The 15,458-nt window shown below is 61.3% G+C and carries 18 protein-coding genes; 9 read left to right on the forward strand and 9 right to left on the reverse strand.

Annotated features, from left to right (window positions below; genetic code table 11):
- A complete protein-coding gene (locus tag M2375_RS18800) occupies positions 1–591 on the reverse strand; it encodes a PAS and helix-turn-helix domain-containing protein (protein WP_259169477.1) in 591 nt (196 codons plus the stop codon).
- A gap of 91 nt (positions 592–682) precedes the next feature.
- Between M2375_RS18800 and M2375_RS18805 the strand changes: the two genes are divergently transcribed.
- The 5 genes from M2375_RS18805 (at position 683) to mnmH (ending at position 4,783) form a co-directional block, all read left to right on the forward strand.
- Positions 683–1,384: a CoA transferase subunit A gene (locus M2375_RS18805; protein WP_259169478.1), complete on the forward strand. Its 702-nt coding sequence runs from the start codon at positions 683–685 to the stop codon at positions 1,382–1,384.
- 10 nt (positions 1,385–1,394) lie between these two features.
- The gene (locus M2375_RS18810) at positions 1,395–2,033 is read left to right on the forward strand and encodes a 3-oxoacid CoA-transferase subunit B (protein WP_259169479.1); all 639 of its coding nucleotides are present in this window, start codon (positions 1,395–1,397) and stop codon (positions 2,031–2,033) included.
- Positions 2,034–2,179: 146 nt separating this feature from the next.
- On the forward strand, positions 2,180–2,926 hold the full coding sequence (locus M2375_RS18815) for an aldolase (protein ID WP_259169480.1): 747 nt from the start codon (positions 2,180–2,182) through the stop codon (positions 2,924–2,926).
- Positions 2,927–2,964: 38 nt separating this feature from the next.
- Positions 2,965–3,495 carry a GNAT family N-acetyltransferase gene (locus M2375_RS18820; RefSeq protein ID WP_259169481.1) on the forward strand — a complete coding sequence of 177 codons (531 nt, stop codon included), beginning with the start codon at positions 2,965–2,967 and terminating at the stop codon, positions 3,493–3,495.
- A gap of 235 nt (positions 3,496–3,730) precedes the next feature.
- Positions 3,731–4,783: a tRNA 2-selenouridine(34) synthase MnmH gene (gene mnmH / locus M2375_RS18825; protein ID WP_259169482.1), complete on the forward strand. Its 1,053-nt coding sequence runs from the start codon at positions 3,731–3,733 to the stop codon at positions 4,781–4,783.
- A 13-nt stretch (positions 4,784–4,796) separates the two neighbouring features.
- Here the strand turns inward: mnmH and M2375_RS18830 are convergent, their stop codons facing one another.
- The 4 genes from M2375_RS18830 to M2375_RS18845 are packed head-to-tail and all read right to left on the reverse strand — an operon-like array spanning position 4,797 to position 6,850.
- Entirely contained in the window at positions 4,797–5,480 is a 684-nt protein-coding gene (locus M2375_RS18830; protein WP_259169484.1) for a DUF1294 domain-containing protein, read from the reverse strand.
- Positions 5,470–5,976 (reverse strand): DUF523 domain-containing protein, encoded by a 507-nt coding sequence (locus M2375_RS18835; RefSeq protein WP_259169485.1) that lies wholly within the window; start codon positions 5,974–5,976, stop codon positions 5,470–5,472. The genes M2375_RS18830 and M2375_RS18835 overlap by 11 nt, the downstream gene beginning before the upstream one ends.
- Positions 5,970–6,359: a hypothetical protein gene (locus M2375_RS18840; protein WP_259169487.1), complete on the reverse strand. Its 390-nt coding sequence runs from the start codon at positions 6,357–6,359 to the stop codon at positions 5,970–5,972. Before M2375_RS18840 ends, M2375_RS18835 begins: the two co-directional genes overlap by 7 nt.
- Positions 6,360–6,409: 50 nt before the next feature.
- Entirely contained in the window at positions 6,410–6,850 is a 441-nt protein-coding gene (locus tag M2375_RS18845; protein WP_259169488.1) for a GFA family protein, read from the reverse strand.
- Positions 6,851–7,210: 360 nt separating this feature from the next.
- Here M2375_RS18845 and M2375_RS18850 point away from each other — a divergent pair, with 360 nt between their 5' ends.
- Positions 7,211–7,849: a C40 family peptidase gene (locus tag M2375_RS18850; RefSeq protein WP_259169489.1), complete on the forward strand. Its 639-nt coding sequence runs from the start codon at positions 7,211–7,213 to the stop codon at positions 7,847–7,849.
- 151 nt (positions 7,850–8,000) lie between these two features.
- Here M2375_RS18850 and M2375_RS18855 read toward each other — a convergent pair whose 3' ends face one another.
- The 4 genes from M2375_RS18855 to M2375_RS18870 form a co-directional block, all read right to left on the reverse strand.
- A complete protein-coding gene (locus M2375_RS18855) occupies positions 8,001–8,603 on the reverse strand; it encodes an isochorismatase family protein (RefSeq protein ID WP_259169490.1) in 603 nt (200 codons plus the stop codon).
- Between the two features lie 132 nt (positions 8,604–8,735).
- Positions 8,736–9,287: a hypothetical protein gene (locus tag M2375_RS18860; protein WP_259169491.1), complete on the reverse strand. Its 552-nt coding sequence runs from the start codon at positions 9,285–9,287 to the stop codon at positions 8,736–8,738.
- 79 nt (positions 9,288–9,366) lie between these two features.
- Entirely contained in the window at positions 9,367–9,612 is a 246-nt protein-coding gene (locus M2375_RS18865; protein ID WP_259169492.1) for a GlsB/YeaQ/YmgE family stress response membrane protein, read from the reverse strand.
- 253 nt (positions 9,613–9,865) lie between these two features.
- A complete protein-coding gene (locus M2375_RS18870) occupies positions 9,866–11,065 on the reverse strand; it encodes an amino acid aminotransferase (protein WP_259169493.1) in 1,200 nt (399 codons plus the stop codon).
- A 144-nt stretch (positions 11,066–11,209) separates the two neighbouring features.
- Here M2375_RS18870 and uvrB point away from each other — a divergent pair, with 144 nt between their 5' ends.
- The 3 genes from uvrB (at position 11,210) to M2375_RS18885 (ending at position 15,434) form a co-directional block, all read left to right on the forward strand.
- On the forward strand, positions 11,210–13,303 hold the full coding sequence (gene uvrB, locus M2375_RS18875; RefSeq protein WP_259169494.1) for an excinuclease ABC subunit UvrB: 2,094 nt from the start codon (positions 11,210–11,212) through the stop codon (positions 13,301–13,303).
- Between the two features lie 219 nt (positions 13,304–13,522).
- Positions 13,523–14,059, forward strand: a complete 537-nt coding sequence (gene iscR / locus M2375_RS18880; RefSeq protein WP_021025851.1) for a Fe-S cluster assembly transcriptional regulator IscR — start codon at positions 13,523–13,525, stop codon at positions 14,057–14,059.
- Between the two features lie 154 nt (positions 14,060–14,213).
- On the forward strand, positions 14,214–15,434 hold the full coding sequence (locus tag M2375_RS18885; RefSeq protein ID WP_259169497.1) for an IscS subfamily cysteine desulfurase: 1,221 nt from the start codon (positions 14,214–14,216) through the stop codon (positions 15,432–15,434).
- Positions 15,435–15,458 lie beyond the last annotated feature (24 nt).

Raw genomic sequence — 15,458 nt, forward strand, 5'->3', positions numbered from 1 at the left:
TTAGATATCGTCCGGGCCCAGCACGATATCGAGTGAGCTGCCACCGGCCAGCAGCTTTTGCACCAGCTCGGCGGATGAATCAGCGCCGTACTTGCGCATCAGCCGGGTGCGGTAGATCTCTACCGTGCGGTGGCTGATGCCCAGGCAGCGGCCAATCTCCTTGCTGGTCATGCCTTCCAGGAGGTGCGCGGCCACCTCGCGCTCGCGGGCCGTCAGCTCGGCACGCACCGGGCGCAGCGCGCTCAGGTCCTCAAAGCTCCAGACGCCGCCTTCATGCGGGTCCTCGCGGTTGAAGGCGCGGCCCATCACATGGCACCAGAACATCTCGCCGTTGGCGCGCTTCATGATGCGGTTGTCGGAGTAGAGACCGTGGGTGCCCATGATGGGGGCGATGCGCCGGCCCAGGCGTTCAAACTCATCGGCGCTGGGGTAGAGGATCTGGAAGGACTGGCCCATCATCAGCTCGCGCGAGGTGCGGAACATGTCGCAGACCTGCTCGTTGCAGTCGATCATGACCCGCCGGTGGGACACCACCAGGCCCACAGGCGCCATTTCAAAGGCTTGTCGGTAGTCGAGTGGTGTCACTGCCATGGCAAAAATTGTCCCCTTTACGAAATACTACGTATCCTAATACGTAGTATGCTTGATTGGCGAAACAAGCCCTTCTTATCAGGAGACAAGTGTGAATAAGATCTACCCCAGTGCTGCAGACGCGCTCAAAGGCGTGGTGGCGGACAAGCAGTTAATGGCCGTGGGCGGCTTTGGCCTTTGCGGGATTCCCGAGGCCTTGATCGAAGCGCTGCGTGACAGCGGCGTCAAGGACCTCACCGTGGCATCGAACAATGCCGGCGTGGACGGTTTTGGCCTGGGCAAGCTGCTGGAGACGCGCCAGATCAAGAAGATGATCGCGTCCTATGTGGGCGAGAACAAAGAGTTCGAGCGCCAGTACCTGGCCGGCGAGCTGGAGCTGGAATTTACCCCCCAAGGCACCCTGGCCGAGAAGATGCGCGCTGGCGGTGCCGGCATCCCCGCTTTCTTCACCAAGACCGGTGTGGGCACGCAAGTGGCCGAGGGCAAGGAGCTGCGCGAGTTTGATGGCGAGACCTATGTGATGGAGCGCGCCATCGTGGCCGATGTGTCCCTGGTCAAGGCCTGGCGCGCCGACAAGAGCGGCAACCTGCAGTTCCGCCTGACGGCACGCAACTTCAACCCGGCAGCAGCGACCTGCGGCAAGGTCTGTATCGTCGAGGTCGAAGAGATTGTCGAAGTCGGTGATTTGAAGCCCGACGAGATCCATCTGCCGGGTATCTATGTGCACCGCCTGGTGCTCAACGCCACCCCCGAGAAGCGCATCGAAAAGCGCACCATTACCGAGAAGCAGTAAGGAGCCTGTCATGCCTTGGACCCAAGACCAAATGGCCGCACGCGCGGCGCAAGAGCTGGAAGACGGCTTCTATGTGAATCTCGGTATCGGCATTCCTACGCTGGTGGCCAACCACACCGGTGACAAGGAAGTGTGGCTGCAATCGGAAAACGGCATGCTCGGCATTGGCCCTTTCCCGACGGAAGAGGCGATCGATGCCGACCTGATCAATGCGGGTAAGCAAACGGTGACCACGATTGCCGGCTCGTCCATCTTCAGCTCGGACCAGTCCTTTGCGATGATCCGTGGCGGCAAGATCAACCTGTCCATCCTGGGTGCCATGCAGGTGTCTGAAAAGGGCGACCTGGCCAATTGGATGATTCCGGGCAAGATGGTCAAGGGCATGGGTGGCGCGATGGACCTGGTGGCCGGCGTCAAGCGCGTGATTGTGCTGATGGAGCATGTGGCACGCAAGAAAGACGGCACCACCGATCTGAAGATTCTGCCCAACTGCACCCTGCCATTGACCGGCGTGGGCGTGGTGGACCGCATCATCACCGACCTGGGCGTGTTTGATGTGACCCCCGAAGGCCTGAAGGTGGTGGAGCTGGCGCCCGAAGTCAGCTTTGACGAGGTGCAGTCCAAAACGGGTGCGACCTTGGTCAAATAAACAAGCGCAAAAAGCTTGATCCAATCAGCCCGCCCACGCTTTGTTGGCGGGCTTTTTTGTGCGCAGGCGAAAGCTGTCGCTTTCCCCATTGTCTGGCGCGGGGGCTGGCGACATACTGGTGGTTGTACTCTTCCAAAATGCACGCCATGAACGCCCCTTACACGCCCGCCGCGCTGTCCCACCCCTTGTTTACCCAGCCCGATGTGCTGCGCATGCGCGAGGACATGGCCTTGGCCTTGCGGGCCGCTGCGCACTATGGCTTGGGGGAGGGGGTGTGCAACCACTTCAGCATGGCGCTGCCTGACGGGCAGCATTTTTTATTGAACCCGCGCGGGCTTATGTGGAGCGAGGTGCAGGCCGACGATGTGGTGATGGTTGATGCCCAGGGCGCGGTGGTGGCCGGTGGCCATGTGGTCGAGCCCACGGCGATGTTCATCCATGCGGCGGTACACCGCATCGCTCGCAAAACCTGCGTGCTGCACACCCACATGCCCTATGCCAGCGCCTTGACCTTGACGACGCAGCGCGCGCTGGACACCACCTTGAGCCAGAATGCAATGCGCTTTCATGGCCGGCTGGCCATCGACGCGCAGTACAACGGCTTTGCGCTGGACGAGCGCGAGGGCGAGCGCATTGCCAACGCGATGCAAGGCGCGGACATCAGTTTTTTGGGCAACCACGGCATCATCGTCTGCGGCGAGCGCATGGACTATGCCTTCGACGATCTGTACTACCTGGAGCGTGCCTGCCAGGCGCAGGTGCTGGCACAATCCACCGGGTTCGCCCTGGCACCCTGCGATCCGGCTTTGGCCGCCACAGTGGCCGAGCAGGCCAATGGCGAGCGTCTGCAATCGACGCTGTTTTTTGAGGCATTGCGCCGCCAATTGCCCTAAGAAGCCTGCCTGGGTTGCCGTACTTTGTGGAGATTTGGATGACTGAGAGACATTGGGTGCGCTGCACCCACGACCGGCATGCGCCGGCTATTTTGGCGATCCTGAATGACGCCATCGTCAACAGCACAGCGCTGTATGACTACCAACCCCGTAGTCTAGAGAACATGCGCACCTGGTTTGATGCCAAGGTCAAAGGCGGCTACCCGGTGATTGGTCTGGAAGACGCAGAAGGACAATTGCTGGGCTTTGCCAGCTATGGCGCGTTCCGGGCCTACCCGGCCTACAAATACACGATGGAGCATTCGGTGTACATCCGCGAGGACCAGCGCGGCAAAGGCCTGGGCTTGCAGCTGATGCAGGCGGTGATCGATGAGGCGAGAGCGCAGGATGTGCATGCCTTGGTCGGTGCCATTGATGCGGCCAATGCCGGCTCGATTGCCTTGCATGAGCGGCTGGGCTTCAAGTCAGTCGGCCTGCTGCCCCAGGTGGGGTTCAAGTTTGGCCGCTGGTTGGATCTGGCTTTTTACCAGCTGCTGCTGCAAACGCCCGCCCACCCAGTCGACGGCTGAATACTGTCGGGTGCGGGTACATGGGATAATCCGCTCTTTCGCGCAGCGCAGGCCGGTTCGCACCGGTTTGCGATGGCTGTATCGAGGCTCGATCACTCTGCGTAGTTGCCGTGCCAGCGCTCGTCGCTGGATCAGGGATGCGCTGCAAAACCCTCGCCCAATGGGCGTTTTGCAAAGGGACCCGAGGCACTTGCCCTGATCTTTTGACTGGCGCTTTGCCGCCAGCGTCTGCCTTATGTCCCATCGCCAGCCTGTTCGCATCAGCGACATTGACAAGTTCGACACCATTGTCGACGCCCGCTCCCCCGCTGAATTTGCCCTTGACCGCATTCCGGGGGCGATCAACTGCCCGGTGCTGAGCAACGAAGAGCGTGCCCAGATCGGCACCATCTACAAGCAGGTCAGCCCCTTTGAGGCCAAGCGCCTGGGCGCCGCCTACGTGAGCGCCAACCTGGCACGCCACCTGCGCGACACCTTTCATGACCGACCCGCCAACTGGAAGCCGCTGGTCTACTGCTGGCGCGGTGGCCTGCGCAGCGGCTCGATGGTGACCTGGTTGCGCCTGGTGGGCTGGGATGCGCAGCAACTGGCTGGCGGCTACAAAGGCTTTCGGGGCCATGTGATCGAGCGGCTGGAGTCGCTCGTGCCGCAGCTGCGCTTGCAGGTGCTGTGCGGTGCCACCGGCAGTGCCAAGACCCGGGTGCTGCATGCGCTGGCAGAGCAAGGTGCGCAGGTGATTGACCTGGAAGGTTACGCCAGCCACAAGGGCTCACTGCTGGGCCATTTGCCCGGGGTGGAGCAGCCCAGCCAGAAGCATTTCGAGACCTTGCTGGCCACGCAGATAGCGCAGTTCGACCTGAGCTGGCCGGTGTACATCGAAGGCGAGAGCGCCAAGATCGGGCGAATCTCTGTGCCGCTGGCGCTGGTGGAGCATATGCGCCAGGCCCCGATTATCGAGATCGAGGCCTCAGCACAGGCGCGGCTGGCATATTTGCTGCGTGACTACGCCTATCTGGGCGCGGATGCCGGGCTGCTGGCCACCAAGCTTGGTTATCTCAAGGAGCTGCAAGGCAAGGAGGTCGTGGGCCGCTGGCAGGGCTGGGCAGCGCAGGGGGCGCTGGAGCCCTTGTTTTCTGAGTTGATGGCCTTGCACTACGACCCGCATTACGAGCGCAGCCAAGCGCGCAATTTTGCGCAATGGGCGGGGCGCCAGAGCCTGGCGACCGAGGAGCTATCGGACGAGCGCATTGGCCAGTTGGCCGCGCAGATCAGGCAGCAGTCTGTGTAAGCCTGGTGGGCCGTCAGAATGTGGGCAGCCCCAGCCGCTGCCCCAGCGGCGAATACAACAGGCATAGCGCCACCAGGTTGAGCACCACGGTCAGCCAGAACACCTGCAGAAACGGCTGCTTGCTGGATTTGTGGCGCAGCCAGCGCTGGGCCAGCAAGGCGCCCGGCCAGCCGCCCAGCAAACCCAGCAGCCACAGGTGCTTTTCAGGGGTGCGCCAATGCCCTCGCTGTGCGGCAGCCTTGTCCCAGGCGTACCAGGCAAAAGTGACCACCGAGGCTAGCGCATACCAGCCCGCAGCCCGCCAGGTGGAGCCAAAACCCAGGCCCAGCACCAGCAGCAGGCACGCCAATCCGGGAATAAACAGCAGCTCAGCGGCGCCGGCTGGGCGAGATTTTCCCGTGGCGACAGGCGGGCGCTGAGGGCGCGGCGCTGCGGCGCCGGGGCGTGGTTGGGGCGACGGGTGCGCTGCAGCACCTGGTGGCTGAACGCCCAGCACGCGGGCGCGGCTGGCCCGTGGTTTGTCGCCTGCAGGTTTTTCCAGCACATAGCTCAGGCGCTGCTTGGCCTGGGGGCGCACCACGGTGTTGCGGTCAAAAGCAGAGATATGTACAAACACCTGCTGCCCACCGCCATCGGGGGCGATAAAGCCAAAGCCGCGCTCGTCGTTCCAGGATTGCAGGGTGCCTTCAAACAGCATAGGCCTCCAGCTGCTTTGCGGCTTCTTCCCATTGCTGCTCGCTGAATACCGCCACGCCTGCCTGGCGCAGCAGGCTGCAGGCCAGGCCCTCGCCGGGCACGGTGTGGCCGGCAAATTGCCCGTCATAGACCTGGCTGGAGCCGCAGGTCGGGCTGAACTCTTTGAGCACGGCTACCCGAATGCCATGGCGCTGCACCAGTTGCAGTGCCAGTTGCGCGCCATGCACAAAGGCAGCGGTCACATCGTTGCCTGCGCTGTCGCGTACCTGGGCGGCATGGCGCAGCACCGCCATGCTGGTGCCGCCCACGATCTCTGCGGGCAGCCTGGGCGTGGGCAGGCCTGCAGCCGTCTCCGGGCAAAGGCTGACCACTTGCTGCTGTGCCAGCCAACGGTCGAGCACCGCGTGCTGCGCGCCTTTGTGGCTGCCGTCATAGCGCACGGGCTGGCCAAGCAGGCAACCGCTGACCAGCACCTTGGGGAGAGGGGGTTTTAGCATGCCAGAACCTCCATCTGCTGGGCCTGTTCGCTAGCGTCGCAGCGGAGCCTGTTGCCGATGAACTGCAGCTCCAGCCCATTGGCAAATTGCAGATGCAGGCTGAGCGCCTCTGCCTGGTAGTCGCTGGGCACCGCCAGCGTGCGGAGCTGTTGCTGGCCCATGCGCAGCATGCCACCAACCAGCAGCCCGAAGGCTTGCGATTCGTCGGAGAGTGTTGGCGGGCAGGGGCTTAGGACCAGGCGCAGGCCATTGCTGTAGCTGCGCTGGGTCTCGCTTGCCTGACGCTCGCTGATCAGCGCGGCTGAAAAAGCGATGCTGCAGCCCTGTGCAGTGCGGTGGATGCGGCTGATTTCGGAGTCGGCAAATTCAAACTGGCGAGGCATGCCAGGATTGTCGCAGACCCAGGGGAGGGCCTGCGCTAGATCTGAACCAGTCATGCAGCCCCAGTCTGCGCCAGGCAGTCGCCCAGCCAGGGCATGGCCGATGCGGTCCAGATCTGCCGCTGCGGCGGCAGCTGTGCGCGTTCCTCCACACAGCCTAGGCGGATCACGACAAACTCCGGGTTCTGGGCGGCGCAACCATACAGCGCCGTTCCGCAAACGGGGCAGAAGACCTGGTCGCGGCGTTGGCCGCTTTGCGCGGTCTTGGTATAGGTCTGTACGGCGCCTTGCAGCGAGAAATCAGCGATTGCGGCTTTGACAATTGCCCGCATCGGTGCGCCGGACAGCACCTGGCAGTCGGTGCAATGGCATACGCTGACTTGGGCGGGATCGATCAAGGCGGTAAAGCGAACCGCTTGGCAGTGGCATGTGCCGTGGATGCGCATGGCGAAACCTTGGTGGCAGTGGGAGGGGCTGCTGCCTTTGTACTGCATCGCGCCAGATCCCGCAAAGCGCTGCCTGCGGCGCATGTGGGGCCTTGGTGGCATGACTCTTGCATAACTGTTAACAAGCGAAAGCCGGACCTGTTTCGTGCTGCCTGTAGGAATATCTTTACAGTCTCTGGTGCAGTAACTATGGTTGCATATAGAAACAACCAAGGGTTCTGTGTGAAAGCTTGATGAATTGCTTGAAATCAATAAAAACAACTGGTTATGGAGTACTCGACTCTGAGCTTGTGCATAATTTCGCAAAATTCCAAGGGAAAACCCAGATATTTTTGAGAATAACTGGCTTGGATTTTGTTACATATTTATGAATTGTCTTCAAAATAAACCGTGCTAAAGTCGCCCGCTATGTCACCGAAATGGATTTGCACCCTCATCGTCGCCGCGGCTGCCAGCGTGCATGCTGCCCCCGAGAGCGATCACAAAGCCTCCGATCTGGATTTGCTGCTTGGCATTGGCCAAAGCAGTCTGTCCAAGCTCGACTCGGTGCATCACCAGGTCAAAGACCAGGCGAATGTGCTGATCAGCAATGCCTTGGGTCTGATTGGCGTGCCCTACCGTCGCGGTGGTAACAGTGCCGAGACCGGGTTTGACTGCAGTGGTCTGGTACGCGCTGTGTATGCGGAAAGCTGGGGCAAGATCCTTCCCCGCCGCGCAGAGGAGCAGGCTGCGGCCACCGACAAGATTGAAAAGGCGGAACTCAAGCCCGGTGATCTGGTGTTCTTTAACACCATGCGCCGGGCTTTTAGCCATGTGGGGATCTACATGGGAGACGGCAAGTTCATCCATTCACCCCGCACCGGCAAGACGGTCCGCGTCGAGAGCATGGAAATCGCCTACTGGGAAAAACGCTTTGACGGGGCCCGCCGCGTGGAGCTGAGCGAAGAGGCGCGTAGCATGCTGATGCAACAGGTCAACCTGGATGGCGCTGAGGCGCAGGATTTGATCGGGCGTGTGATGTCCAAGGCCAGCATGCGGGTGAACTGAACCCCAGCCAGCGCCCACCGCGAAACAAAAGCTTCCCCCTGGGAAGCTTTTTTGTTGGCCGCAGGCTGGGCAAGAAACACAGCTGACAAAAAGGGCTGCCCATGGGCAGCCCTTGATGACGCACCCAACCTGGGTGCAGGCCTGGCAGGCCTTACTTGATCAGCTGCAAAATATCGCGAAAGTCTTCGTGCTCGCAGCTGCGCAGCCATTCGAACACCACCATCTCCGTGGTGACCAGCTCAGCGCCAGCGCCGGCCAGGCGGTCAAAGGCGGCATCGCGGTTGCGCTCGGTGCGGCTGCTGCAGGCATCGGTGACGACGCAGACATCGAACTCATCTTCGAGCAATTCCAGCGCGGTTTGCAGCAAGCAGACATGGGCTTCGCAGCCGGCAATGATGATGCTGTTGCGCTCGGCCGCCGCTTGCGGGGGCTTTTGCAGATGCTTGGGAAGGCTGCGGGCATTGCCGCCTTGGGGCTTGGCAGGGGGGCGCAGCCATTCGTTCAGCCCTTCTGGCACGGCGCTGAAAAACATCTTGGCCAAGGTCTTGTCGCACAGCCCGCGCAGCTCTGCTGCATTGGGGCCGAGCTTGCTCGGGTTCTGCTCGGTGCCGAACACGGGCACCTGCAGTTGTTGGGCAATCTTTGCCAGGAGGGTGGCGTTTTTCAACACCTGCGCGCCATCAAAAATGGCGGGCATCAGTTTTTCCTGGTAGTCGACCAGCACGAGCTGGGATTCTTCAAAATCTAAAAGCATGTGGCATTTTAACCGTGACGGTGCCCGGCCGCTGGCGCGGCATGGCGGGTTGCGAAGGGGTTAGGCCAAATTCATCTGGCGGCAGCCCAGCCAGCGTGCTGCCGCAGGATGCCGCATGCTGTGGCGCCAGGCTCAGCGCTTGTCCTGGTCCAGTGGCGGCGCATAGGCCGCTGGCAGCGCAATGCCGGCCTCATGCGCCACGCGCACGCAGTCGCGCAGATGCTGCTCGCCCAGATAGCGCAGTGTGGCGTAGCCCAGCGCAGCAGAAACGGCCTGCCCCGCAATGGGCACATATTTGCTGGCCTGCTGCACGGTCAGGCGCATGCCCAGGGCCTTGGCGCCGCGCATGATGACATCCTTGGTGATTAGCTTGCCGATCAGCACGCCGCCCAGCATGTTGACGGTGTTTTGCACCTTGGCACGCTTGGCCGGGGCGAGGCGGGCAATTTGCGCGTCGCTCAGGCCGAAATGGTTGCTGATCTGCGGAATAAGCCTTGACAGCAGGGCTGCGTCAACGGCCATGTCCAGCCCCGGCACCGGTGTGGCACTGGCCAGTGCGGCCACCAGCGCCTTGCGGTGTAGCAGCTTGAGGGACTGCTCTACCGCCTCCAGCAGTGCCGGGTTGCCTGTTTGGGCAGCCAGTTGCAGTGCAGACAGGGGGCGGGGTTTGCGTCCAAGTTTCATGGGTGTGGAAGAGGGGAGTAAAAGTAAGAGGACTGTCTGCGCCAGCGGGCCGCCCCGGCTGGCGCAGGACGCCTGGCGCTTAGCGCTTGCGGATCAGACCGTAGAGCGCCAGCAAAATGATGGCGCCCACGACAGAGGCGATCCAGCCGGCTGCTTCGCCCTGTTGGTACCAGCCCATGGCCACGCCAGCGTAGCCGGCCAGCAGCGAGCCGGCAATGCCCAGCAGGATGGTCATGATCCAGCCCATCTTGTCGTCACCGGGCTTGATGGCGCGTGCAATCAGGCCAATGATCAGGCCTACAAAAATGGTTCCAATGATCGACATCTGTTTTTTCTCCGTTGAGCTGCGAACGCCAGCGCCTCGGGTTGAGGCGGGCCTGGTCAATACGCCCTGAAGCGTACCAAGGCACTTTAAGGGCGTTTGTAGGAGAAGGCTTGAAATACAGCAGCTTTACGCCATAAACAACGGTGAACTGCGGCTGTCATGCCCATGAAAAAAGCAGCCAGCGCCGCGAAGGGCGAAGGCTGCCTGGGGCAGGCCTGGGCCTTGCAGGGCTCAGGCCAGGCTTAGGGGCTGGTTACGCCACGACTTTGGCAATCGATGCGCAGACGTGCTCGATGTTCTTGCTGTTGAGCGCGGCCACGCACATGCGGCCGGTGTCCGTGCCGTACACGCCAAATTCGGAGCGCAGGCGCACCATCTGGTCCTTGCTCAGGCCGGAGTACGAGAACATGCCGATCTGGGTGGTGATAAAGCCCATGTCCTGCTTGACGCCGGCGGCCTTGAGGCCGTCGACCAGCTTTTGGCGCATTTCCTTGATGCGCACGCGCATCTCGCCCAGCTCTTTTTCCCACAGCGCGCGCAGCTCGGGGTTGTTCAGCACGGCTGCCACCACGGCGCCGCCGTGGGTCGGTGGGTTGGAGTAGTTGGTGCGGATGACGACCTTGAGCTGGCTCAGCACGCGGCTGGCTTCTTCCTTGTCGGTGGCCACCACGGACAGCGCGCCCACGCGCTCACCGTAGAGCGAGAAGCTCTTGGAGAACGAGGTCGAGACAAAAATGTTCAGGCCTGCGGCAATGAACTTGCCGATCACAGCGCCGTCTTCGCTGATGCCGTGGCCAAAGCCTTGGTAAGCCATGTCCAGGAAAGCGACCAGGTTCTTGGCCTTGACCACTTCAATGACCTTGTCCCACTGGGCGGCGGTGATGTCGTAGCCGGTAGGGTTGTGGCAGCAGGCGTGCAGCACCACCACGGTGCCAGCGGCGGCGGCGTTCAGGTCGGCGATCATGCCGTCGAAATCGATGGCGCGGTTCGCTGCGTCGTAGTAGCGGTAGTTGCCCACTTCAAAACCGGCGTTCTGGAAGATGGCGCGGTGGTTTTCCCAGCTGGGGTCGGAAATCAGCACCTTGGCTTGGGGGTTGAGGCGCTTCAAGAAGTCTGCGCCGATCTTCAGGCCGCCGGTGCCGCCCACGGCTTGCACGGTGGCCACGCGGCCGGAGGCGACGACTTCGGAGTCAGCGCCGAACACCAGTGCCTTGACGGCGCTGTCATAGGCGGCAATACCGTCGATAGGCAGGTAGCCACGCGGGGTGGGCTTGTCCATCATGGCTTTCTCAGCGGCCTGCACGCACTGCAGCAGCGGCAGCTTGCCGTTGTCGTCGAAATACACGCCCACGCCCAGGTTCACTTTGCTGGGGTTGGTGTCGGCTGCATACTGCTCGTTGAGACCCAGGATGGGGTCGCGTGGGGCCATTTCGACGGAAGAGAAAAGAGACATGTTGAGTCCTTGGTAGGTGGAAATCTGGCTTTGCATCCCCAAATGCCAAACAAGAGGCCATCGCCTCAATCGCAAATTTGCAGTACGCTTTGGGGTTAACCCCGTATTCTAGCGACGCCCGCTCGCGCGTGGCATACCCGACCTATGCACGAAGTCACTCCAGAGGCACCCCGCGAGGGGGAATTCATCCAATACCCGGGCTCGGCCTTTACCTTGTTCCAGCCTTATCCGCCGGCAGGCGACCAGCCAGCAGCCATCGATGCGCTCGTGGAAGGCATTGATGACGGTGAGGCTTTTCAGACCTTGCTGGGCGTGACGGGCTCGGGCAAGACCTTCACGATGGCCAATGTGATTGCTCGCACCGGGCGCCCTGCCATCGTGTTTGCGCCCAACAAGACCTTGGCGGCGCAGCTGTACAGCGAATTCCGCGAGTTCTTCCCCAAGAACGCGGTGGAGTACTTCGTCAGCTACTACGACTACTACCAGCCCGAGGCCTATGTGCCCCAGCGCGACCTGTTCATCGAAAAGGACAGCGCCATCAACGAGCACATCGAGCAGATGCGCTTGTCGGCCACCAAGAGCGTGCTGGAGCGGCGCGACACCATTGTGGTCGCCACCGTCTCGGCCATCTACGGTATCGGCTCGCCGGAGTCCTATACCAAGATGCGCTTTATCTTGCGGGTGGGCGATGAGCTGAACCAGCGCGATGCGATCGCGCAACTGGTGCGCATGCAGTACAAGCGCAATGACGCCGATTTCTCGCGCGGCACCTTCCGGGTGCGGGGCGACACCATTGACGTGTTTCCGTCGGAGCACAGTGAGATGGCGGTGCGCATCGAGCTGTTTGACGACGAGGTCGAGAGCCTGCAGCTGTTTGACCCGCTGACCGGCCGCGTGCGCCAGAAGGTGCCGCGCTTCACCATCTACCCCAGCAGCCACTATGTCACCCCGCGCGACCAGGTGCTGCTGGCCATCGAGACCATCAAGGAAGAGTTGGCATTGCGCCTTAAACACCTGGTGGGGGAGGGCAAACTGGTCGAAGCCCAGCGCCTGGAGCAGCGCACCCGCTTTGACCTGGAGATGCTGACCGAGGTGGGCCACTGCAAGGGCATTGAGAATTACAGCCGCCACCTGTCGGGGGCCATGCCCGGTGACCCGCCCCCGACCATGACGGACTACATGCCCAAGGACGCGCTGATGTTTCTCGATGAGAGCCACCAGATGATCGGCCAGCTGAACGCCATGTACAACGGCGACAAGGCGCGCAAGACCACCTTGGTGGAGTACGGTTTTCGCCTGCCCAGCGCGCTGGACAACCGCCCCTTGAAGTTTGTGGAGTTTGAGCAGCGCATGCGCCAGGTGGTGTTTGTCTCTGCCACGCCGGCCGACTATGAGAAAACCCATGCCGGCAAGGTCGTTGAGCAGGTGGTGCGCCCCACCGGCCTGGTCGACCCCGAGGTGGAAGTGCGGCCTGCCACCCACCAGGTGGATGACGTGCTGCAGGAAATCCATTTGCGCACCAAGGTCCATGAGCGGGTGCTGATCACCACCTTGACCAAGCGCATGGCCGAGCAGCTGACCGAATACCTCAGCGACAACGGCGTGAAGGTGCGCTACCTGCACTCGGATGTGGATACCGTGGAGCGCGTCGAGATCATCCGCGACCTGCGCCTGGGCACCTTTGATGTGCTGGTCGGCATCAACTTGCTGCGCGAAGGCCTGGATATTCCCGAGGTGTCATTGGTCGCGATTCTGGACGCGGACAAGGAAGGCTTTTTGCGCGCCGAACGCAGCCTGATCCAAACGATTGGCCGCGCGGCACGCAATGTGAACGGCAAGGCCATCTTGTATGCGGACCGCGTCACCGACTCGATGCGCCGCGCGATGGACGAAACCAGCCGCCGCCGTGAAAAGCAAATGGCCTTCAATGAGGCCCATGGCATTGTGCCGCGCACGATTGTCAAGCAAGTGCGCGATTTGATAGACGGCGTCTACAGCACCAAGGCCAGCGACGACATGGACCGGGCAGAAAAGGTGGCCATGAGCCGCGCCCAGGTCGAGGACATGTCGGAAAAGGAAATTGCCAAGGAAATCAAACGCCTGGAAAAACAGATGCTGGAAGCGGCGCGCAACCTCGAATTCGAGGCAGCAGCCCAGGCACGCGACCAATTAACCATCTTGAAACAAAGGGCTTTTGGCGGGGCCTCTCCAGAGGCAGGGAATACCCGTGGGCTCTAGGGATGTCAGCTTCTGTAAGTAATCTTTGCTTACCCGAGCGAGTTCAGGGGGCTTTGTGCTATACTGACACAAATTACTCAACAACAAGAATAAAGCCTATCGATGAATGGGACCTACCCTGCTTGCAGGGTGGAGCGACAGGCTACGACGATGTCATTGCGGGTGGCTTGCTTGCATTGGGCGTCTATGGTTATCAAGCCTGACCTCTAAGGAACGATTATGCGTCTCACCACCAAAGGCCGATTTGCAGTGACTGCAATGATTGATCTGGCTTTGCGCCAGAACAATGGCCCGGTAACTTTGGCTGCGATCAGCCAGCGTCAGCAGATTTCACTGTCCTATCTGGAACAGCTGTTTGGCAAGCTGCGCCGCCATGAGCTGGTGGAATCCACACGTGGCCCCGGTGGCGGTTACACCTTGGCCCGCAAAGCAGCTGAGATCACAGTTGCAGACATTATTGTGTCGGTAGATGAACCTATTGACGCCACGCAGTGCGGCGGCAAGGAAAACTGTATGGGTGAGGCAGGTCGCTGCATGACCCACGAACTCTGGGCATCGCTGAACCAGCGCATGGTCGAGTTTCTGGATTCGGTCACCTTGCAAAAGCTGGTCGATGACCAACTGGCCAAGGGCATCCAGATCGAAGACAAGCCGATCGTGCGCCGCGCGATCTCGACCACCCCCGTGGTCAAGCCTATCCGTGTGACCGCACCGAACTCGGTGTTTGCACTGGGCAATGTGTTTGCCAAATCCTGATTGTTGATGCGGCGCTGGTCGCCGCATCCCCGGCACCTCGCTGGTGCCGGTGGGCTTCGCTGCGCCTCGAACGGGAGGCGGGCGAGTTCATGAAGTGATTGCGTTTTTGTGTTTTTTTGCGGGTGCCCTGTGGCACACGCCAGTAGAGCCAGATATGGACACCACCCCACATTTCCCCATTTACCTCGATTACGGCGCTACCACGCCCGTTGACCCGCGTGTGGTCGCCGCGATGATCCCTTGGTTGTCTGAGAACTACGGCAACCCTGCATCTCGCAGCCACGCCTGGGGCTGGACGGCGGAAGAGGCGGTTGAGAAAGCGCGCGTGCAAGTTGCCGAGCTGATCAACGCCGATCCGCGTGAAATCGTTTGGACCAGTGGTGCCACCGAATCGGACAACCTGGCGCTCAAAGGCGCTGCCCAGTTCTACAAGGGCAAGGGCAAGCACCTGATCACCGTGAAGACCGAGCACAAGGCCGTGCTCGATACCATGCGTGCGCTGGAGCGAGAAGGTTTCGAAGTCACCTACCTGGATGTCAAGGAAGATGGCTTGCTGGATCTGGAGGTGTTCAAGGCGGCGATTCGCCCCGACACCATCGTCGTCAGCGTCATGTTCGTGAATAACGAAACCGGCGTGATCCAGGACATCGAGACCATCGGGAACATCTGCCGCGACAAGGGCATCATTTTCCACGTGGATGCAGCGCAAGCCACCGGCAAGGTCGAGATCGACATCACCGCGCTCAAGGTTGACCTGATGAGCCTGGCCTCGCACAAGACCTATGGCCCCAAGGGCATCGGCGCGCTGTACGTGCGCCGCAAGCCACGCGTTCGCATCGAAGCACAGATGCACGGCGGCGGCCATGAGCGTGGCATGCGCTCGGGCACCCTGGCGACGCACCAGATCGTGGGCATGGGCGAGGCTTTCCGCATCGCCAAGGAAGACATGGCCAAGGACTACGCCCACGCCAAGGCGCTGCAGCAGCGCATGCTGGACGGCCTGATGGACATCGAGCAGGTGTTTGTCAATGGTGACCTGAACCACCGCGTGCCGCACAACCTGAACATCAGCTTCAACTTCGTCGAAGGCGAATCGCTGATCATGGGCATCAAGGGCTTGGCTGTGTCTTCGGGTTCGGCCTGCACCTCGGCCAGCCTGGAGCCCAGCTATGTGCTGCGTGCCCTGGGTCGCAGCGATGAGCTGGCACACAGCAGCCTGCGCATGACCTTTGGCCGTTTCACGACCAATGAAGACATCGACTACGCCGTGGCATCGATCCGTGAGAACGTGACCAAGCTGCGTGAGTTGAGCCCCCTGTGGGAAATGTACAAAGACGGTGTGGATCTGAGCACCATCCAGTGGGCTGCCCACTAATCCGGCGCAGCCGCTAACTGTAAA

Origin of the sequence: Comamonas sp. BIGb0152 (genome assembly GCF_024809975.1) — a bacterium.
GTDB lineage: Bacteria > Pseudomonadota > Gammaproteobacteria > Burkholderiales > Burkholderiaceae_C > Comamonas.